At 43.7% G+C, this 20,224-nt stretch carries 14 protein-coding genes and 3 pseudogenes; 11 read left to right on the forward strand and 6 right to left on the reverse strand.

Annotated elements, in window-relative coordinates:
- A pseudogene (locus LC653_RS47945) lies at positions 1 to 93 on the forward strand (IS5/IS1182 family transposase); the annotation flags it as partial.
- 182 nt (positions 94 to 275) lie between these two features.
- Entirely contained in the window at positions 276 to 575 is a 300-nt protein-coding gene (locus LC653_RS21870) for a hypothetical protein (RefSeq protein ID WP_229496878.1), read from the forward strand.
- 586 nt (positions 576 to 1,161) lie between these two features.
- On the opposite strand, the gene LC653_RS21875 is transcribed toward LC653_RS21870, so the two are convergent.
- Positions 1,162 to 4,659 (reverse strand): nSTAND1 domain-containing NTPase, encoded by a 3,498-nt coding sequence (locus tag LC653_RS21875; protein ID WP_229496879.1) that lies wholly within the window; start codon positions 4,657 to 4,659, stop codon positions 1,162 to 1,164.
- A gap of 290 nt (positions 4,660 to 4,949) precedes the next feature.
- On the opposite strand from LC653_RS21875, the gene LC653_RS21880 reads away from it, so the two are divergent.
- From LC653_RS21880 to LC653_RS21905, 6 genes and pseudogenes are all read left to right on the forward strand, one after another.
- Positions 4,950 to 5,351, forward strand: coding sequence for a CU044_2847 family protein (locus tag LC653_RS21880; protein WP_229496880.1), 402 nt, complete (start codon positions 4,950 to 4,952; stop codon positions 5,349 to 5,351).
- Positions 5,348 to 6,058, forward strand: a complete 711-nt coding sequence (locus LC653_RS21885) for a TIGR04283 family arsenosugar biosynthesis glycosyltransferase (protein ID WP_229496881.1) — start codon at positions 5,348 to 5,350, stop codon at positions 6,056 to 6,058. Before LC653_RS21880 ends, LC653_RS21885 begins: the two co-directional genes overlap by 4 nt.
- 75 nt (positions 6,059 to 6,133) lie before the next feature.
- Positions 6,134 to 6,658 carry a ribosomal eL19 family protein gene (locus LC653_RS46900; RefSeq protein ID WP_308189119.1) on the forward strand — a complete coding sequence of 175 codons (525 nt, stop codon included), beginning with the start codon at positions 6,134 to 6,136 and terminating at the stop codon, positions 6,656 to 6,658.
- A gap of 23 nt (positions 6,659 to 6,681) precedes the next feature.
- On the forward strand, positions 6,682 to 6,864 hold the full coding sequence (locus LC653_RS21895) for a hypothetical protein (RefSeq protein ID WP_229496882.1): 183 nt from the start codon (positions 6,682 to 6,684) through the stop codon (positions 6,862 to 6,864).
- A gap of 310 nt (positions 6,865 to 7,174) precedes the next feature.
- Positions 7,175 to 7,705: pseudogene (locus tag LC653_RS21900) on the forward strand (TVP38/TMEM64 family protein); the annotation flags it as partial.
- Between the two features lie 137 nt (positions 7,706 to 7,842).
- Positions 7,843 to 8,190 carry a hypothetical protein gene (locus LC653_RS21905; RefSeq protein WP_372478207.1) on the forward strand — a complete coding sequence of 116 codons (348 nt, stop codon included), beginning with the start codon at positions 7,843 to 7,845 and terminating at the stop codon, positions 8,188 to 8,190.
- Here the strand turns inward: LC653_RS21905 and LC653_RS21910 are convergent.
- A complete protein-coding gene (locus LC653_RS21910) occupies positions 8,143 to 9,441 on the reverse strand; it encodes an RNA-guided endonuclease InsQ/TnpB family protein (RefSeq protein WP_229496883.1) in 1,299 nt (432 codons plus the stop codon). The genes LC653_RS21905 and LC653_RS21910 overlap by 48 nt on opposite strands.
- 24 nt (positions 9,442 to 9,465) lie before the next feature.
- On the opposite strand from LC653_RS21910, the pseudogene LC653_RS21915 reads away from it, so the two are divergent.
- Positions 9,466 to 9,648, forward strand: a pseudogene (locus tag LC653_RS21915) (TVP38/TMEM64 family protein); the annotation flags it as partial.
- Positions 9,649 to 10,055: 407 nt separating this feature from the next.
- Here the strand turns inward: LC653_RS21915 and LC653_RS21920 are convergent.
- Positions 10,056 to 11,735, reverse strand: coding sequence for a hybrid sensor histidine kinase/response regulator (locus tag LC653_RS21920; RefSeq protein WP_229496884.1), 1,680 nt, complete (start codon positions 11,733 to 11,735; stop codon positions 10,056 to 10,058).
- 260 nt (positions 11,736 to 11,995) lie between these two features.
- Positions 11,996 to 13,912 (reverse strand): GTPase family protein, encoded by a 1,917-nt coding sequence (locus LC653_RS21925; RefSeq protein ID WP_229496885.1) that lies wholly within the window; start codon positions 13,910 to 13,912, stop codon positions 11,996 to 11,998.
- Between the two features lie 378 nt (positions 13,913 to 14,290).
- Here LC653_RS21925 and LC653_RS21930 point away from each other — a divergent pair, with 378 nt between their 5' ends.
- Positions 14,291 to 14,488 carry a ribbon-helix-helix protein, CopG family gene (locus LC653_RS21930; RefSeq protein ID WP_229496886.1) on the forward strand — a complete coding sequence of 66 codons (198 nt, stop codon included), beginning with the start codon at positions 14,291 to 14,293 and terminating at the stop codon, positions 14,486 to 14,488.
- Positions 14,489 to 14,866: 378 nt separating this feature from the next.
- On the opposite strand, the gene ebsA is transcribed toward LC653_RS21930, so the two are convergent.
- Positions 14,867 to 15,241 carry a type IV pilus biogenesis protein EbsA gene (ebsA, locus tag LC653_RS21935; protein WP_229455918.1) on the reverse strand — a complete coding sequence of 125 codons (375 nt, stop codon included), beginning with the start codon at positions 15,239 to 15,241 and terminating at the stop codon, positions 14,867 to 14,869.
- Positions 15,242 to 15,837: 596 nt separating this feature from the next.
- On the opposite strand from ebsA, the gene LC653_RS21940 reads away from it, so the two are divergent.
- On the forward strand, positions 15,838 to 17,244 hold the full coding sequence (locus tag LC653_RS21940) for a glycosyltransferase family 2 protein (protein ID WP_229496887.1): 1,407 nt from the start codon (positions 15,838 to 15,840) through the stop codon (positions 17,242 to 17,244).
- An 80-nt stretch (positions 17,245 to 17,324) separates the two neighbouring features.
- Here the strand turns inward: LC653_RS21940 and dnaX are convergent, their stop codons facing one another.
- Entirely contained in the window at positions 17,325 to 20,003 is a 2,679-nt protein-coding gene (gene dnaX, locus LC653_RS21945; protein WP_229496888.1) for a DNA polymerase III subunit gamma/tau, read from the reverse strand.
- Between the last annotated feature and the right edge of the window lie 221 nt (positions 20,004 to 20,224).

Consider the following 20,224-nt stretch of genomic DNA (forward strand, 5'->3'; position numbering starts at 1 on the left):
CGATTGGTTAGAGACTATGAATTATTGCCTGAAACATCGGAGACATTTATCTACCTTGCTATCATCCGTATTATGGTAAGGCGACTAGCATAACATTTAACTTCTCAAAACTTTTCAAACAGCCTCTTAGCAGTTATCAAGAAACTTCAAGTAGATGGCAAAATCACCATCAGTAGCACAGACCAATTGTATCAAGACATCCTAGCAATGAATTTCAGAGTTAAGCGATCGCTCTTTGATGCCATTTTCTCAGATTAGATGCAGGGTTGGCGGGAGTGACTTCAGGGTTGGCGGGAGTGGCTTCAGGGTTGACAGAAGTGGCTTCAGGGTTGACGGAAGTGACTTCAGAGTTAACGGTAGTGACTTCAGGGTTGACGGTAGTGACTTCAGAGTTAACGGTAGTGACTTCAGGGTTGACGGTAGTGACTCCAGGGTTGACGTTAGTGACTTCAGAGTTGACGTTAGTGACTTCAGAGTTGACGTTAGTGACTTCAGGGTTGACGGGAGTGACTTCAGGGTTGACGTTAGTGACTCCAGGGTTGACGGGAGTGACTTCAGGGTTCGTTTTTGTTTAGTGCGATCGCTTAATTATCGAAAATTTGGGTCTAAAACCCCGTTCTTATAGGACGGCTTTAAGTGGTAAAATGATGACAACAGGAAGGGTAATTAACCTGTATAAAAACCCGATTGCTGCCTAAAACGCAGACACTGTACCTTGACAACTGAATCTTGCTGGTTCTACTTCGTAGTTCTAGTATTACCTGGAAGTAGGTAAAAGATTTACAGGTACTAGACGCTCAGTATTTCAAACAAACAAATTTTGGCCGAGTCCAACTACCCTCGGGCAGAGGGAAAGTTAACGCTTGGGGAGAGAACCACCTCTAGGGTAGGTAACGCAAGGAACCTACTCTAAGTGGACTCGTTGAACCAAGAATCCTCGCCCTTTTAGGGCGGTGGAGTGTCAAAAAAACTCATTGCCAGCGAAGCAATCTCTAAGTCTTGTGAGCTTTACTCGCTCTGACAAATAAATCTTTTTGTTTTGCCCATAGATGCAAAGAAGACCGCAAAACAACTACTTTTAGTCGAATAATAATGTAGAAAAAGTTTGCAAGAAGTTGCATTGCAGGATTGCGTAGAAGTAAAAACGCAACCCCAAAGTATTCACTTAGCTGGTTCTGGTGGTAAACCAAGCTTGGCACGAAAATCTTTGTCGTATTTAGCCTTATCCCAATTTTTAGCAGATTTAACTTGCTGAAGAGTAAGGTTTTTAGCACCTTTAAAGTTGGTATAGCTGATGTCAGCACCACCAAATTTAGCATCGCTGAGGTCGGCATTGCTGAAGTCGGCATTGCTGAGTTTGGCATCGCTGAGGTTAGCAATGCCGAGGTTGGCATAATTGAGTTTGGCATTGCTAAGGTCAGCATGTTGGAGGTCTTCATAATAAAGCAAAGCACCTTTGAGGTCAGCATCTTTGAGGTTGGCATTAGGGCCAATCAGGTACATTTGTTTGTCATCAAGATTAAAATTTGGGGGAAACTCAGTTTGCTTGGTGTAAATAGCAGCGCTGAGGTTAGCACGGCTGAGGTTGGCATCACTGAGGTTGATACTGCTGAGCTTAGCACGGCTGAGGTTGGCACCACTGAGGTTGACACTGCTGAGGTAGGCACTGCTGAGGTTGGCACCGCTGAGGTCGGCACCCTTGAGGTCAGTACCGTTAAGCTTGGCACTGCTGAGGTTGGCACCGCTAAGCTTGGCACTGGTGAGGTTGGCACCGCTGAGGTAGGCACTGCTGAGGTAGGCACTGCTGAGGTAGGCACCGCTAAGCTTGGCACTGGTGAGGTGGGCACTGCTGAGGTCGGTACCGTTAAGCTTGGCACTGGTGAGGTTGGCACTGGTGAGGTCGGCATGGTTGAGGTTGGCACTGCTGAGGTCGGCACTGCTGAGGTCGGCACTGCTGAGGTCGGCACTGCTGAGGTCGGCACTGCTGAGGTTGGCATAGCTGAGGTTGGCACTGCTGAGGTCGGCACTGCTGAGGTCGGCACTGCTGAGGATGGCATAGCTGAGGTCGGCATCCCTGAGGTAGGCATGGTTGAGTTTGGCATCCCTGAGGTTGGTACCCCAGAGACCGCTGAGGTTGGCACGCATGAGTTTGGCATGCATGAGTTTGGCACTGGTGAGGTCGGCATCCCTGAGGTCGGCATCCCTGAGGTAGGCATGGTTGAGTTTGGCACTGGTGAGGTCGGCATCGTTAAGTTTGGCACCCCTGAGGTTGGCACTGGTGAGGTCGGCATCGTTGAGTTTGGCACCCCTGAGGTCGGCACTGCTGAGGTCGGCACCCCTGAGGTTGGCACCGCTGAAATCTTTATTAATTAGACTCTCACCAGCTTGGACTAGTTTTTCAAGTGCTCGAATTTTTACTAGACTATACTCCTTTCCTTTAACAGCATCGACTCGCTGCCAAAGTTCGTTTATCCTAATTTGTTTCTCAATAATTACGCCCACATATACTGATAAACCCAGCGGGATAATTAAGAAAACAGCAATTGACCGAAAGCGATTATTCCGTCTTTGTCTGACACTTGCTTGAATAAACTCAATAGCTAGGTCAGATAATCTTAAGTTCTCAGTTTGTTGCTTCTGAAAATTTTCTGCCTCTCTTAACCGCTTCCCCTGAAGCAGATAATCTTTCGCTTTTCTCCTATCTCGCCATTCAATAGCTGCCGCTTCAATTTTCCGCTTTTGCCGCAATACATCCCGACTTTCCTCAATCCATTTGCGTAATAGCAACCAGTGGCGAATCAGTGCTTCATGTGCCACATCTACCACAGCAATTTGATTAGATAAGGTACTGGTGACAACTAGCTTCTCATTAGCTAACCGTTGAATTATTCTATTAATTACAGCTTCTGGATGCTGTGAAGTAACTAAATCTCTTTGGACAACCTGTCTGCGGGTATCTTCTGTTCCTTCTCCCAACTGCGTCAATTCTAAAAAAATCCGCTTTGTTGCTTGCTGTTCCTCAAGTGATAATGACTCATAAACTTCTGTAGCGCGTGTTTGCAGGGTTCCCCTGACTCCACCTAGTTTGCTATAGGTAGTCAGGGTTAACCGTTCTTCAGTTCTTTGCTGCCATAGTTCTGTCAGCGTGTACTGCAACAACGGTAAACTCCCCGGTGAATTTTCTACATCTGCAATCATTTGAGAAACTAATTCCGGTTCTACTGCTAGGTTCACCTGTTGGGCAGGTTTGATAATTGCTGTTTCTAATTCCTCCCGAATCATCGGTGTTACTGTTACTAAATACTCTTGAATTTTCTTAGCTAGTCCGCCATACTCTTGTTCCAGACATTTACCAAAAAAATCAGCCCGCATTGTGATTATTAAGCAGAGTTTATTGTCATCTCGTTGCAAAGCACCTAGCACACATTCAAAAAACTGCTGTCGTTTTGTAATGTCTTGACATTGAGTAAAAGCTTCCTCAAACTGGTCTACCACTAACATGACGCGCTGAGTTTGTGCAGCAGTAATCAACTGTCCTAAACCAACTGCGCCTTTGGCAATTAATTCTTCTGCTTTCGCCAATTGAGATCCGCGTTCAATATCTGATAATTCTGATTCTACAAACGCCAGTGCTAAACTTTGTAAAGGGTTAATCCCTGGGCGAAATATTTTCAACTGCCAAGTATCGCTACCTGATAACCTACGTCCTAACTTTAATTGATAAAGTAAACCCGCTCTAACAACACTAGATTTGCCACTTCCTGATGCTCCCAACACTGCGAGGAAATTACCCGATCGCACTTTTTCTAATAATTCGTCGGTTAACGCTGTTCTGCCATAAAATAAGTTGGCATCTGCTTCTGTGCAATCAAAATAAGACAACCCTTTGTAAGGGCAAGTAGCTGATACTTGTACTATGGAGTTAACAGGAGAGGAATTCCATTTGCGGGTGAGATTAATTGCTTCACCAGAGTTAGCAAAAATTGGACGCTGGGGAAACGCGTGATGTTCTTGATTGAGCAAGTCTACTAAAGTGTAGTTACTCACCCAACGGTCTTGTTTTGGTTCCAAACCTTTCAGCAGTGCGGCGGTGAGAACACTGTGTTGGCTGCTAATCTCTTCAAAAGCAACTTCAAAATCACGAGAAGCCGCAATAAAACACCTGTCTCTGCCTTTACCCCGATCGCCTGGATCTGCCTCTGCAAAATTTAGCACTTCCCCGCTATAGCAGCAATCCAAAATCACAATTTGTTGTCTTACTTCACTTTCTTGCAGCAGTCGCCGCAGCCATTGTAGAGATAGTCCCCAATTCCCCGCCTCCGGGTTGACTTCACTCGTCGCTAAAAAGCCTTCCTGAATTCCGACATTTTTCCGCAACCCATGACCAGAAAAATACAGTAGCGCTGTATCTGGCGGCTTCCCATCTGGCTTAAATAATTGGACGATCGCTTTTTCTAACTGAGTTAAACTAACTTTAGTTTGCTTACCAATACGAATCGTCTCATTTTCCTTATCTTTGACTGCTGGTAGCCGCGTTACCCGAAATTCACCATATTGTTGTAAGATTTGAGCGATCGCTTCACCATCGGCAGCTGGTGCGTTGAGACATTTTAAGCGGTCATACGTATTAATTCCCACCACCAAAGCGTCTCGACTCATCTTAGAAAGCCCTATGATAGTTGTGCCGAATGATTTCCAGCTTCTACAAGAAATTTACCGCATTTTCCGTAAAATTTTGTAGGTTAGCACAGCTGTGCATACTTAAGCCCTGGCGAATAGAATTCGCGGCTACACAGGCAAAGTTCGCCTCCGCGGACTAACAAAAAACAAGGGGCTTAATGACTTGTTGAAACCCACGGAGGTGGGTTTTGTTTGTGTAGACGCGGTTTCTAACCGCCCATTTCGCGTTAAATTGACTACACGCAATTCTTTTAGGCGAGATTTATCCCATGACTCAACTCACACCTATTCATTTAGAAGATGGCACGATTATTTACATTGAAGCCACAGATAATGTAGATGCTTTGCCAGTGATTACCGAAGTTTCCCCAGAGGGAGAAGAAGAAGCGCTAATTGATAAGGGATGGGATGCTGATGCTGCACAAAAGCAAATAGTGCAAAATTTCCAAGCAATTGAAGGTACAATTCGGGCTTACACTGTTTATTCACTCAGTGCTTTTAAGAAAATCCCTGTTGCTAATATTGATAAAGTCACTCTAGAATTTGGCATCAAAGTTGGCGGTGAAGCAGGTATACCTTACATAACTAAAGGCACTGCTGAAAGCAATCTTAAGGTAACGGTAGAGTGTTCATTTCCTGACCAACCGGAAAAGAAAACTCAGCAATCATGAGTGAGAGTATTGACGCAGCCAAAATTTCGATTATTATTCCGGCTATTAATGAAGCCGGGAATATCAAAACAGCCATTGCTACTACTCAAGGCAGTATAAATATAGAAGTCATTGTTGTAGATGGTGGCTCTGATGATGATACTGTAGCGATCGCACAGTCTTTAGGTGTCAAAGTTATCTCATCGTCTCCCGGTCGGGCTGTGCAAATGAACACGGGTGCTATAGCGGCTACCGGGGAGATTCTGCTGTTTCTCCATGCAGATACCTGTTTACCGACTGGGTTTGATGACATGGTTCGCACAGCCCTACAACAGCCTGGGACTCTGGCTGGTGCATTTAACTTGCGGATTGATGCATCACTTTTAAGTTTACGATGGGTGGAGTTGGGTGTAAATTTGCGATCGCATTTTTACCAAATGCCCTATGGCGACCAAGCAATTTTTTTAACAAAAGCAGTCTTTCAGCAAATTGGCAATTTTCCGGAATTGCCTATCATGGAAGACTTTGAACTCATGCGTCGTTTAAAACGCACTGGACGGATTGTAATTATTCCCACACCAGTTGTTACTTCAGCCCGTAGATGGTTGCAAAAGGGTGTATTCAAAACTACGCTACTTAATCAAATAGTAATTATTGCTTATTTATTGGGCGTTTCACCTGAGCGAATTCGTCGCTGGTATCGCCAAGAAAAACTTAAGAGAATTTAAGCTGTTTCTTATGTGGGTAGTATATCTTAGGGGCATTAGATTTGAGGTGTAAGTTTCAACATTGAGCTTCAGAAGGTGAACATTGAGCCTCAGAAGGTGAACATTGAGCCTCAGAAGGTGAACATTGAGCCTCAGAAGGTGAACATCGAGCCTCAGAAGGTGAACATTGAGCCTCAGAAAGTGAACATTGAGCCTCAGAAGGTGAACATTGAGCCTCAGAAGGTGAACATTGAGCCTCAGAAGGTGAACATCGAGCCTCAGAAGGTCAACATCGAGCCTCAAAAGGTCAACATCGAGCCTCAAAAGGTCAACATCGAGCCTCAAAAGGTCAACATCGAGCCTCAGAAGGTGAAACTTATAAAAATGAAGAAGCGTTTATTAAATTCCAAACTCAAACTACTACTCTTAAGTTGCCTGATTGCCACTCTCATAATTGTCGCTAAACAATTCAACTTTCAGGGACTTTTACAAACCTCAGTCATTTGGGTTGAGAGTCTTGGCGTTTTAGCAAAGCTATTTCATTCTCATCTAGCCCACCTCAGAATAAATTCTGAGGCTAATAGCAAAAGTTGTCTAAAGACGACTAAGAAAGGCTTTTAGTCCACTAAGCGTGGACTTGGGCTATGAGCCGCGGAACTTTAGTTCTGGGCGGTTTATGTCTAGAACGAAATAGCCCTGGCGTTTTAGGGCCTATCGCCTACATAGTCATTTACAACTTAGCAACATTACTGTTTATCAAAAATTTGGGTCTAAAACCCCGTCGTTCTACGACGGCTTTTGGTAAAATAAGGGTTGTGGAAGGGTAATCAACCACTTAAAAAACCCGATTGCTGCCTAATACGCAGACGCTGTACCTTGACAACTGAATCTAGAGGGTTCTACAAGTTGTTCTAATAGTGCTTTTGCACAGCCTGAAAGTAGGTAAAAGATTCACAGGGACTAGACGGCCAGCATTAAACAACAAACAAATTTTGCGTAGATGCAACTAGGGTAGGGCATACCCAAAGTTAACGCTTGAGGAGAGAACCACCTCTGAGTTAGATAACGCAAGGAATCTAGTTTAAGTGGACTCGTTGAATCAAGAATCCTCATGCCTTTAGGCTGAGGAGTGTCAAACCCGGTTCCCTCCTAACGCTCAAAGGCGGTTGTCTGTTTGGAGTATTTTGGGGGTCAATATATGTGCTAATTGCTGCAATAGTCGGAGCAACCTTAGCTTTTATCATTGGACGCTACCTTTCGCGGGATTGGGTTTCCCGACAAATGGAAAAACATCCTAAATTTAAAGCGATTGATTTGGCAGTTGCTAAAGAGGGATGGAAAATTGTCTTGCTAACTCGTCTCTGTCCCGTTTTTCCTTTCAATTTATTGAATTATGCTTTTGGAGTGACACAGGTTTCTCTTAAAGACTATATATTGGGTTCCTTCGGTATCATTCCCGGTACTTTGATGTACGTTTATATTGGTTCGCTAGCTGGTAATCTTTCGATGATTAACACATCTTATCAACCAGCTACTCTAGAAACTCAAGTCTGGCAATGGGTAATGCGAGTAGTTGGGTTGATTGCTACCGTTGCCGTGACTGTATATATCACAAAAGTTGCTCAAAAAGCATTAGCTCAAAGTGTGGCATTAGAAGAAATAATATGATGTCCGGGCAATTAAGCATAATACCCGCAACCCCACCCCGCAAAAGCTACGCTTTCGCTCCCCTCCCCGCAAGCAGGAGGGGTTGGGGGTGGGGTTCTTTTATTATGGGTAACTTGGCGGACATGATATAACAACCCATGACAAAACTAACAATCATTCAGATATTTAAAAGTATTGATGCCAGAAACTTACAGAAGCTTTTTAGCTTAAGTGTATTAATATTACTGATATTGTCGAGCGCTTTGGCATTAAACACAGACCCGGTTTTAGCACAAGAATCTGCAAATCCAAATTCTTTCAATCCTCAAGCCATTTTACGGGAATCGTTGCAGTGGATTGATAGCCTGGGTGCGTTGGGAGCCATAGCTTTTATTGCTCTTTACATTATCGCTAGTGTCGCTTTTTTCCCAGGTTCTATTCTCACCTTGGGGGCTGGTTTAAGCTTCCCCGCGCTGAAGCGACGGGGATTTCTGAAGAGTCCATAAAAGAACTTTCTTAGGCATACTTAAAATGCCTCTACCTACTCCACTTAAGTCAAACTTAAATATCGCAGCTACTTTTCTGATTATGTTGACTGCCCCGTTGCAGTCTGCATTTATTTTGATTCCAGTTGAGGTTTTAAATTGACCTCTAGTAATCCGAGTCCCGCTACTTTTCCACCCATCGGGTTTTGCACCGATTGTAGGTAGGACATCATTATCTAGAAATGATGTCTTAGAGGTATAACTTTCTTCTGTTTCAATAAAATCAATGCCGTGTTGCTGGCATAATTGGGCAATGCGTCCTTTGAGTTTAGCTGTTGGTATTTGAACAAACTTTTGATTGTTCTTTTTGCCCATATCAGCACCGTCTTTTTGCCTCTCGTTCCATCCAAAAACGATAGTGCCGATTTTATTGTCTATGCAATGGTTGATTACAATTCTTGCAGCTTTATTAATAGCATCTCGCATTGTGCGATTACGTTTTTCTGTAATTGTCGCCAGTCGAGAAGACCAAAAACCCTGTGGTTTTGCAACTTTTATATTGGCAACTGACTTGTTGTACCACTGATTAATACTTTTGAGATGTAAGCCGTCAACAATAAAAGATGTTCCAGCATTCGATACACAAGTCAACCAGTTATCTATTCCGTGGTCAATTCCTAAGACTTTACGAGTATCAACATCAACCTTCACTAATGATAGTTGATAAATAAATTCTGCATAGAATATGCCTGATCTTGGTAGTATCCTAATCTCTCTGATGTCTTTGAAATCAACGTTTGAAGGCATTGGGAGATAAAAGGCATCTATTCCAAACCAAGCTTTTACTTTGGTTCCTAGAGGAAAACGAAGCATCCCGTCTTTCAATTTGATAGAGCGTCCTGTAAAAGTTGCAAGCGCTAAACCACCAGGTTTACGATAGTTTGGTAGCTTTGGTTTTTGAGCAACTGTACCGGAATTCATGCCTTTTAACAGTCCAACATAAGACTTAAAAGACTCAGCTACAGTAGTTAATATTTGCTGTGCTGTATCTGAATACAAAGCTTGATAATGCTTGTTTTGTTGGATAGTACCTAACTGTTTGTGCAAGTCTGCCGACGATGGAAACTTCCCAGTCTTAAAGTATAATTGGCGGCTGTAATAAATCCCACAGTTAGTAAGACTGTTTGCAATGGAGCAAAGATATTCTAATACTCCCAATAAGTTCTTATCTGGAGTAATTAAAATTTGTTGGCAACCATAAGAGATTGGCATAAATTGTAATATTTTATTGACTCAATTTACGTTTATATTGGTTCACTTGCAGGTAATCTTGCCATGATTGGTACTGAGGCTCAACCCACCAACCCAACTTTGCAATGGGCAATTCGCATCTTAGGTTTGATTGCTACAGTAGCTGTGACAGTTTATGTCACCCGGATTGCACGCAAAGCTTTAGAAGAGGAAGTAAGTAGCAATTAAAAATTAAACTGAGTTTGGAAGAGTATCTGTAAGGGAACTCCAAGAAATAAAAACAACCGCTTGAAGTTGTTGACTGTTGACTGTTGACTGTTGACTGTTGACTGTTGACTGTGAACAGTGGGATATTTTTTTATTTGGAAGTCCCTAAAATCTAAAAAATCTTGAAATTATTTTGTAGTTAGCGTCTCCAGCCATCATTTGAGGACTAAAGTCCTCACTATGAGACAATACGCTTGGGTTAAGGATTTTTTTCTCTTCTCTCTGTTTCCTCTGCGCCTCTGCGGTTCGTTAAAAATTTGACTTTGATAAAGAGTTTTAGCTTTAACTGAACCGTATTGCACTATGAGACGCACTCGCGTTCACTACAGACCTTTAATTATTTACACCGCTCTACCTAGCAAAATTCGTTAACTTGATAATACTCCTTCAAAGTATCGATCAATTTCTGCCGTAAGTATTTCAAAGTCCACAGGCTTAGTCAAGTGGCATTTAAAACCAGACTTAAGCGCAAGCTCCTTATCCTCCTGGCCACCGTAGCCGGTGAGCGCAATCAGAATTGAGCGAGTAAATTTGGAGTCTTTACTCAGTTCCTGTGCAACGGCGAATCCATCCATTTCGGGAAGTCCGATATCACAAATAATCACATGAGGCTCAAACTCTCTTGCAGTTTCTACCCCTGAAATTCCATTGTTAGCAACAGAAACTTCATGCCCAAAATGCTCAAGCACTGCTTTTAATGTTACGGCTGAATCTTCGTTATCTTCGATGACTAAAATCTTCAACGATTTTTTAGCCGCTTCTATAATCTCTGGGTCGCTATGCCAAGCTGTAATCTCTTCGCATACAGGGAGAGTAACTTTGAATTCTGCTCCCAAATTGATCCCTCTACTTGAGGCTTCAACATTACCACCATGAAGTTCGACAAGACTTTTTACTACTGAGAGTCCCAAACCTAGCCCGCCCCTCGAACGGTCTAAACTGCGATCGGCTTGGGTAAACGGCTCGAATAGTTCTGCTAAGATTGTCGGATCTATCCCTATGCCTGAGTCTCTTACAGATAATACCGCTACACTACCTGAGCCATTTTCACCTGGAATAAATGAGAGATCCACCCAGATCGTCCCATCTGGCTTGGAAAACTTTAAGGCGTTATCAAGAAGGTTCCCAAAGACTTGGAAGAACCGCGTTGGGTCAACATAAGCCCACAGAGGCTTGTTTGGTAGGTCTTGTACTACGTTAAGGTTCGATCTCTTTATTGCTTGTGCATGGTCATTGAGACTCTGGCGAACCAATTCCACCAGATTAACCTTCTCAAGGTTTAATGAAATCTTCCCATAAGTGATGGATGATACATCAAGTAACTCATCGATCAATTTCGAGAGGTGCTTAATCTGGTGCTGCATCATTAAAACTGTTTCTCCAACTGCGCCAGTTTCGCCTAGCTTCAACTTGAGAAGCTGAACCCCATTCGAGATGGGGGCAACGGGATTCCTCAACTCGTGAGCTAGCATCGCAATAAATTTGTCTTTCAGGGCGTTTTGGTTCGTCAATTTCTGGAAAAGTTGAACGTTTGCGATCGCAACTGCTGTAGTATCGGTCAAAATCTCAAGCAGTTCTATCTCTTCGAACGTGGCTCGGTGTTGTGTACTCCAGTAAGCTCCGATCGCACCCAGTGGATCAGAAATCCGTATGGGAACCATCACTAAACTTTTGACAAAAGTAACTTTATAAGCCTCAATCGGAATTCGAGCATCCTGGTAAATGTCTTCAATCACGGCTGCTTGTTTATTGAGCATTGCCCAACCGGAGATGCAAGACTTGAGCGGAAAACGCATACCTTTCCAAAGTGGCCCGATGGCGTTTTCATCGACATAGTGGCAACATTCACCATCCCGCAGTACAAAAGTTACTCCATCAGCATTAGTCAGATCGCGGGCAGCCAAACGCACAATCTCAATAATTTCCTCAATAGTCCGCACACAAGCCAAATCCTTCACGACCAAAAGCAGCCGATTATAAGACGAAATACTATAATTCTGATGTGAATTTTGTTTTTGTGAGATGGAGGTTTGTAATATATTTTTCATAAATAACTCCGAACAGGGATGTCTGGGTAAAAACTCAGGTAAAGCGGGTAGATTTTAGCAGATACCTACTCTTAATCGTAATCTTAACTTTGATGTTAAGAGTACGACTCGTTACCGCATTTTTAGCTTTTTCTATCTTTGGTATAAATATACTTATTTTTAATAAAAAATACCTCGGAAATATACTTAAATGACAGCTAATTGTGAGAATGAAAGATGCGTAGGTGTAGCCTGTTGTAGACATTGCTAATGCAGACAAATTATTTGGCAATCGACAGATAATAGTCAAATCGCTGCCGGAGTTGTTCAACCGTCAAATTTTGAGTCCAGTATTCCACTAGGGCGTGACCAAATGCCCAGGCGTTGCGATCGGGTGAAGCGGAATTTTCCAGCAGTAGCGGCCAGAGGGATAGCAATTCAAAGTTGAGCGGGTTAGGGTTAGCAGTATTCAAGAGCGAGAAAAGCTCATATCCCATTTGGAGTTTGCCAATCACAATCGGCAACTGTTCCACAGGAATTTGCTCTGCTAGCATATATGCTAGAGCTGGAGATCCAGTTGATAGAGTAGAAACAAACTGGAGGACGGGACTTTTGAGCAATGACGTTAGTCCCTGTGTTGTTGCCATTTGGAAGGTGTAATGGTCGATGATTTTAGCAGCAGCGACGGTGCGGACTTCAAGGTTACGCAAAAAGCGGGCGAGACGGAGTTGCTTGCTTGGTGCGATCGCATCTACTAATCCTAACGATAGCGCCTCTACTCCCCAAGCGATTCGATTTGTTTTGCTGTCACCTGTAACCAGGGGTAGAACTAGATTACAAAAGTTTCCCAGCAGTTTGGCACGATACTCAGTAGCTTCTCGAATAGCAATTTCTTTTGGGCGATTACCCCATTCCCAATCATAAGGGGGTTGCCACTCGCGGATGGGACGCAGACGATCTACTTGAGTGACGATCGCAATCGCAGGTAAATCTGCAACTTCTGCTTTGATGTCTTGCAAAAAGTCTACATCCATTTGCAGGGCAGGATCGAGGGCAGGGGTGACTAGTAGCAGCAAATCTGCGTTGATGGCATAATCAAGCACCAGATTTCGGAGATCGGCACGGTTGACTTGTTCATAGCCAGGTGTATCCCAAAGCGTTAGGGTTTCCCCACTTTCAGTCTGCCATTGATAATTTTGAATGCGATCGGTACTGGGTAAAACATCAACGGCTGCGAGATCCGCCTGAAATAGGGTGTTAATCAGGCTACTTTTACCTGACCCCGTGCGCCCTACCAGCAGAATATTCACGGGTTTTTGCTCAACTACCTCGGCTGGTTCGGCTTGAGTCAGGATTTCTCGGAGGGTTTGGGTTTTTGCCTTGGGTAAAGTCGTAGATACTACGGTTGCTGAAACTGGTAATGTGCTACGTCCGTAAAGAGCGATCGCCTGCTGACATAAGTTTCTCAGGGCAGCTTCTCGGAATAACTGGCTCAAATTCCCCAACAATTGCTGAGTTGCTTGGTTACTAGAACCCTTACTGACTTGTTTGGCCACCGCCGCCACCGGATTTAAAAGCCACTGTGCCCAGTTCCAAGCTTTCCAGAATTTCCGAGCTGATGGCTCCAACTTTCGATAGACTTCGTATCCTTGGTATGCTTGTCCAACCGTCACCTGATTCAGGACAGGGGATAACTTTTGCATCCACCGATCCATATCATCCACTGTTCCCCGAATCAACCCGTAAGCTTGGGGGACGTAAATGTTCAGTAGCGGATATTGTATTTGAGGATTGTAGATATGAGCGATCGCTACAACCAAATCTTGGCATCGCGTCCAAAAAGTTTGCCAATCTTCCCAAATCGGGCGATCGCTTTGTGCTGCTTGCAGAATCTCTTGAAGAGCGGCTTCTGCAAGCTTTGTAACATCACTTCCGACTGGTAGCCCTACTGTATCCTCTGCTCTTGATTCCAGTTCTTCTTGGACTTGGGCTAATACAGCTTCTACTTGGTTAACAGCTGGTTGAGTCCATTTCACCAATAGCCAACGCCAACCCACAAATAAAAGGGTGAATACACCCCAAATCCAATTAATGCCCCACGCATGAATTTGCGAACCGGCGGATACCAGTAAGAAAATAATGATAAACGCGATCGGGAATGCTAAGACGACCCACTGCCACGGTTTTAATCGCACCATTGCCCCATACCTGCTTTGGTTAGACTTCTTATATTGCTATTGTCGATCTAATAGTTCTTTGATGAATGGTAGATTGCTGGACTGTCTACTGCGGGTAATACAACTAGTAAGCATATTAAACACCTTTGGGAAGTTCAAGAGTAATTAAAAGTACATCAGGCTAGGGAACTATAAGGTTGTAGTTTTGAAGCTAATGGCAAAATACTGCTGGACAACTTTGGTACAAAGTTGAGGTGAATGGTCAAGTTGGTTGGCTCTACTCAGACCTGCTTAAGTAATAAGGCGATCGCAAGCAAGAATAAAAATAGCGATCGCCTGTCAGAGAAACTTAAAATACTAATAATGCTACACTTTCCTAGCATTTAAGGAGTAATGGCTGTGGCTTCCATCACGATCAACATTTCCGATGAACAATTGCAGAAGCTGCAAGCATTAGCACGAGAGAGTGGTATCTCGCTTGAAGATTTGTTACGTCCCAGGATAGAAGACTGGCTCAGTCACTCGACAAGCGAGTTTGCTGAAGCAGCCAACTATGTGTTGAAGAAAAATGCCGAATTGTACCGACGTTTAGCATGATACGTTACCTGACGGTGGTGGAAGTCCTAAATCTGCATCATCTTATAGAGCAGTCTGGAGGCGCATTAGGTATACTCAGAACTTGCACCAGTCCCAACAACCGCCTCAGAATGAATTCTGGGGCTACAAGCTTGCATTCTTCTAAAGAAGATAAGGATTAGAGTCCACGCTTAGTGGACTTGCGCTATTAGCCAGAGAATTTATTCTCTGGCGGGAAAGTGGGCAGGTGCAAGATATATAACTATAAGAAGCTTGGGAATAATAAACCATGCTGGAGAAAAAATTTAAATGAATCTCAGCGCATTGGAATGGGGGCTAGGCTTCTGAGATTTTGAGTTTAAAGACAAGCCAAACTTGCAAAAGTCCGGCTGAGTTTAATCAATCGTCTATACGCAGTAGTTTGCGATAAAACGGTTGTGAAAAATCGGTCGCACGATGACGTTTATAGTTATCCATAACTTCAATTAAAAAATTAATAAACTCGAAACTAGCCATCATCAGTTCGTAACTCAGTTCAGCATTGCCATCAAACTGGATTCGGCAACGGGTTAAGTCTGAGGGTAAAGTCGCAACATTCCAAGAGGCAACAAAGGGAACATGTTCACTGGCTTCTATCTTCCGGTGTCCCTCCAAGACCCCTTTTTGATAAAGACTGATGGCATAGGGTAAGAAATTGCGCCTAGCGCCCTGAACGTAAGGTAAGTAAACACTGGCTTGTTGTTGAGTGGCAGGCTGGAGTTGGTCAATAGACATTGTTAAATATGCCAACTGGGGATATTAGTGGATGTTAGTAGTATTCCCAAAAGATGTGTCTAAAGCACATAGTGGGGAGTGGGGAGTGGGGAATGGGGGATGAGGGAGTAGGGGGAGAAATCAGCAATGCCCCATGCCCAAAAATGAAGTTACTGCTAAGAAATATTAAAATTTCGGTTAGAATAGGGCTGCATTAACTTTTATCGACGCTGGGGAAGATAACACCAAAAATCCCCACTGTAAAGTGGTGGATGTTATTATTGCTGTTTCTCCCAACAACGAGCTGCTACTACCTTGTTATTACTTTGCCCAAAACGGAGTTCTCATTGAAGAAAGTCCCACTCTACAAGCTTCCTGCCTAAATGGCTATCAAAGGAATCAAGCCTCTGTCTAAGAGTAGCAAACGTGGTTAATACGAGGTAATTACGCAGAGTGGCGGTGACAACAAAGGTAGTCCCAGCAGCTTTTGGCTTAGGATAGCGGGTATTGCAGTTTGCCCATTCCGATTAATATCGGGAAAAGTAGCTTAGGGATATTTGTCCGTAAAATTACTAACTGTAGACAAATACTGGTTTTTGAATCAAGCAACCTAACCTATGCCAGCGAATTCCTGGCCCGAAGAAGATTCTTATCAAGAGCTTGATCCGCTCAACTCCTTGTTGTCTGACCTATCAGCAAATGAGGAGTCAGGGTTAGAGACAGATCCTGTGTCTCTAACACCCCGGTTTCAAGGTCGTAGACGCAAAGCGGCTCTAGTCTTGACTATCGTCTGGAGTAGCACGATTGCTCTACATTTAGTTTCTTGGGCTTCCATATTTATTCTAGGACTGACCACCATTCTAGGATTTCATGCCTTGGTGGTAGTGTTTACTAAATCCCGTCGTTATCCAAAAGAAATACAGGGAGATTTGCCTTTTGTCTCTGTGTTAGTGGCTGCGAAAAATGAGGAAGCGGTAATTGCTAAATTAGTCAAAAATCTTTGTAATCTGGAATATCCAGGTGGGCAGTACGAAGTATGGATAATTGACGATCACAGCAGTGATAGCACGCCACGTTTATTAGCAGAACTCGAACAGAAACACGAGCAACTGAAAGTACTAAGGCGTTCAGCAGAAGCTAGTGGTGGCAAATCGGGGGCGTTGAATCAGGTATTGCCGCTAACAAAAGGCGATATTATAGCAGTATTTGATGCTGATGCCCAAGTGACACCAGACTTGCTGCAACAGGTAATACCTTTATTTCAAAGAGAAAAGGTGGGGGCGGTGCAGGTGCGAAAAGCGATCGCCAACGCTAAAACAAATTTTTGGACTAAGGGTCAAATGGCCGAAATGGCACTTGATACCTGGTTTCAGCAACAGCGGACTACCCTTGGTGGCATTGGCGAACTGCGCGGCAATGGTCAATTTGTCCGGCGTTCAGCCTTGGAAAGCTGCGGTGGCTGGAATGAGGAAACCATTACCGATGATTTGGATTTGACAATCCGCTTACATTTGGATAAATGGGATATTGAGTGTGTTTTCCATCCAGCAGTGCAAGAAGAAGGAGTGACAAGTGCGATCGCACTTTGGCATCAGCGCAACCGTTGGGCAGAAGGCGGTTATCAACGCTATTTGGATTATTGGGATTTAATTCTCAAAAACCGGATGGGAGGGCGCAAAAGCTGGGATTTACTGATTTTTATGCTGATTATGTATATTTTACCGACAGCAACAGTCCCAGATTTATTAATGGCGATCGCTCGTCATCGTCCACCAATATTAAGTCCCATCACAGGCTTGTCCATTTCTATGTCGATGGTAGGGATGTTTACAGGTCTAAAGCGTATACGTCAAGATCAAAAATTCCCACTTTCTACATATTTTCTGATGTTGGTGCAAACGCTGCGTGGCAGTTTATATATGTTGCACTGGTTAGTCGTCATGAGCAGTACTACTGCCCGCATGTCGGTAAGACCAAAGCGCTTAAAATGGGTGAAAACTTTGCATACGGGGAATGGGGAATAGCCCCTTTGGGGAATTAAAAATTCAAAATTCAAAATTCAAAATTTCAAATGCAAAATTACCAAAAATAATTTTGCATTTTTTTATTCATCATCCACTTCTGATTCTTCTACCCACTCAGGTGTAGTTATAGAATCGGAGAATTCTGGGAAATCATCTGCAAAACGAATAATTTGTCCGTTGAAAAATTCTGCTAGACGTTGAGCTGCGATCGCTACTTCGTCAGGTTCCCAATCAGGTGCGGGTGTTCGTTTTGAAGTTGGAGGCAAAGCTTGCACCCCATTTCCATTTACGCCATTTCCATGTGCCCCATTTCCATTTACGCTATTTCCATTTACGCCATTTCCATTTTTTGCTGCTGTCGGTGCTGATGGTGGAGTGGTTGGCTGTGGTACTGGCGCTGAAGGCCGAATTTGCTGGTTATAACTGGGTGTCGGTGGTTGCTGAGAGCGAGTAGAGTCTTTTGGGGGAGGATTTTTTTTGGCTGAGGTAGGAGTTGCAGAACTGACTTGTTCCAGATTTACCTGAACTTCACGTTGAAAAGTCTGCTGGAAAGCTGCTTTCATCATCGGGAGATCAGATTTAAGTGTTTCATACCATTTAGCCCCTTTAACAGCAATACGCGCTACAGTACCGTTAAACTCTATTAGCTGGCACATTTGTCCAAGTAAAGCTTGCCTGGAAGGCATCGGAAAATTAGCACGCACTTGTTGCCAAACCTGAGTTAAGTCATATTCTGCTTCACCAACAACTTCTTCTTCCTCAACAACTTCTGAAGTTACTGGTTCAAGGTTCGCAGGTGGCACGGGTACAGATACAGGTTCTAGGGTTGGTGGTGAAACTGAGTTAGCAGCAGAATTGTGATTTGTTTGCTGTTCAACTGGGGGAGATGAAGTGACGGGCTGATTTTGGGCAGCCGCTAGATGATGGTTTGCAGAATTATGATTTGTTTCCGGTTCAGCTACAGGTAAAGAAGAGACTGCGTGATTTTGGGCAACTGCTGGAGGATAGCTTGGAGATACAGCAGGTGTGTTAACTCGCGGCGTGACACTTGGGGCTTGTGGCTGAATATTCGTCGTCGCACTGGGTAACAATCCTAGTAATGTTACTTCCAACCACAAACGCGGCTGGGTGCTGTTTTTAATTTGCACTTCAGCTTCTCGCAAATGTTTTTGTCCTGCCAAAATCACGCTCATATCGAAGTATTGAGCAAACTCAACTAGCGCTGTCCAGGTTTGCTGAGTACAAGCAACCAAATCGTGGCGATTGGGTGCGGTTTTAGCAATGAGTAAATCGCGGTAGAAGGCGGCGAGATTTTGCAGAAGAGTTAGTGGTTCTCGACCACGATCTAGAATGTAGTGGGTACTATCAAGAATAGCTTCGGGTTTATCTTGAGCGATCGCATTTAAAAGCGCCAGCAAATCCTGTTCGCTTACTGTCCCCACCAAATCCCAAACTCTATCCGGTGTCACTTCACCCGCTAATAAACCCAATTGGTCAAGTAGACTTTCGGCATCTCGTAACCCTCCCTGAGCAAGCTGGCCTACCAGGGTTACAGCATCGGGTGAAATATGAATGTTTTCTTTAGATGCGATCGCACTTAAATGCTTGACCATCGCTTCTAACTGAATGCGTCTAAAATCAAACCTTTGACAGCGCGAAATAATCGTTGGTAAAACCCGTTGCGGGTCTGTTGTCGCCAACACAAAAACTACGTGTCTCGGTGGTTCTTCTAGTGTCTTCAATAGCGCATTGAATGCCTGGGTACTGAGCATGTGGCAATTATGCACCAAGAGCATATTTGCCACAAAGTTATGATTATCTGCTACTTCAATGTCATAAACTCGCTCAACCCCAGCGAGGTGAACAGATTCGACTGTCTCCAAACTTGTAATCCATCGAGGGGATGGAATATTGTTTAAGGTCTGCCAGCCATTTTCTACTGGTGCTTGCGAGTAATTCGGCTTGTTTAAGGATAGATTCCAGGTCGTATGATTTTTGCCCAGATGTATTGCCTTTAAACTGGTGTCCGCTAACAAATCTCCGGGCGCGTCCATCGATACCAAATTTGTAAATGAGGATGTCGCATCCACATTCACAGGGGATAGTATCTTCACTCCTTCTTTTACGTCCTTTGCTGGTAGCCATCCCTGGTTTGTCCTAATTAAATGATTATCCGTACATCTAATTTCTCGGTTAGTTGTTTTGATAACCAGGGTTTGCCGTTCTCCTTGATCTAACCACCTAACAACTTTCTTGAATTCCCACTTAAGAGATGAGTCGTTGTAACTCAGAACCTTCTTGTCTTTAATTTTAGGATCATCAATTCTTTGAAGTCCCTCATCAGTCAAAACCAGAGAATCTCCAGTTAAGCACTCGTCAATAACATAAACCTTATAGCGACACTGCACAGGAGCAAACTGGGCTTTTTCAATTAACTCGCGGATATTATCCACACCAGTGTTACTAGCAGCATCGATTTCAATTATGTCTAAGGCATAGCCCTTGGTGATCCCCTGACAAACTTCACACACGCCGCAGGGTTCAGCTGTAGGCTTGTCACTTTTGAGACAATTAAGAGATTTAGCCAGAATCCGGGCACTAGAAGTTTTCCCCGTACCTCTAGGCCCAGTGAATAAATAGGCGGGGGCGATTTTAGATGTGCCGATCGCATTCGTGAGGGTGGTAGCGATCGCCTCTTGGCCCACTAGTTCAGCAAAACTTTTGGGGCGATATTTGTGGTGCAGGGGTTCGTAAGACATGGAAATATAGACTTCAATGCCTTTCAAAGTTAATTAGTAGCACCGAGTCGAGTTTAGGATTCAACTATTTTAGACTCTTGTACCTGCTTGGTTTGTACATATTGCCATAGTCCTTGCGCTCAACTAATGCCATGAATTTTGGCACTCAGGAAAGCAAGTAACCAAAGCTTATCCTCTACTATGATTTCAATATCAAAGTATGGGAATTATAGCATATCATT

Origin of the sequence: Nostoc mirabile CHAB5784 (assembly GCF_020829645.1) — a bacterium.
GTDB classification, from domain to species: domain Bacteria; phylum Cyanobacteriota; class Cyanobacteriia; order Cyanobacteriales; family Nostocaceae; genus Nostoc; species Nostoc mirabile.

What these genes read in the sequence shown, in the direction of transcription:
- LC653_RS21925 (WP_229496885.1), bottom strand. Translation starts at nt 13,912, where the DNA reads ATGGTGCGATTAAAACCGTGGCAGTGGGTCGTCTTAGCATTCCCGATC.
- dnaX (WP_229496888.1), bottom strand. Translation starts at nt 20,003, where the DNA reads ATGTCTTACGAACCCCTGCACCACAAATATCGCCCCAAAAGTTTTGCT.
- LC653_RS21905 (WP_372478207.1), top strand. Translation starts at nt 7,843, where the DNA reads ATGACAAAACTAACAATCATTCAGATATTTAAAAGTATTGATGCCAGA.
- LC653_RS21920 (WP_229496884.1), bottom strand. Translation starts at nt 11,735, where the DNA reads ATGAAAAATATATTACAAACCTCCATCTCACAAAAACAAAATTCACAT.
- LC653_RS21910 (WP_229496883.1), bottom strand. Translation starts at nt 9,441, where the DNA reads ATGCCAATCTCTTATGGTTGCCAACAAATTTTAATTACTCCAGATAAG.
- LC653_RS21895 (WP_229496882.1), top strand. Translation starts at nt 6,682, where the DNA reads ATGAGCCGCGGAACTTTAGTTCTGGGCGGTTTATGTCTAGAACGAAAT.
- LC653_RS21885 (WP_229496881.1), top strand. Translation starts at nt 5,348, where the DNA reads ATGAGTGAGAGTATTGACGCAGCCAAAATTTCGATTATTATTCCGGCT.
- LC653_RS21940 (WP_229496887.1), top strand. Translation starts at nt 15,838, where the DNA reads ATGCCAGCGAATTCCTGGCCCGAAGAAGATTCTTATCAAGAGCTTGAT.
- LC653_RS21875 (WP_229496879.1), bottom strand. Translation starts at nt 4,659, where the DNA reads ATGAGTCGAGACGCTTTGGTGGTGGGAATTAATACGTATGACCGCTTA.
- LC653_RS21880 (WP_229496880.1), top strand. Translation starts at nt 4,950, where the DNA reads ATGACTCAACTCACACCTATTCATTTAGAAGATGGCACGATTATTTAC.
- ebsA (WP_229455918.1), bottom strand. Translation starts at nt 15,241, where the DNA reads ATGTCTATTGACCAACTCCAGCCTGCCACTCAACAACAAGCCAGTGTT.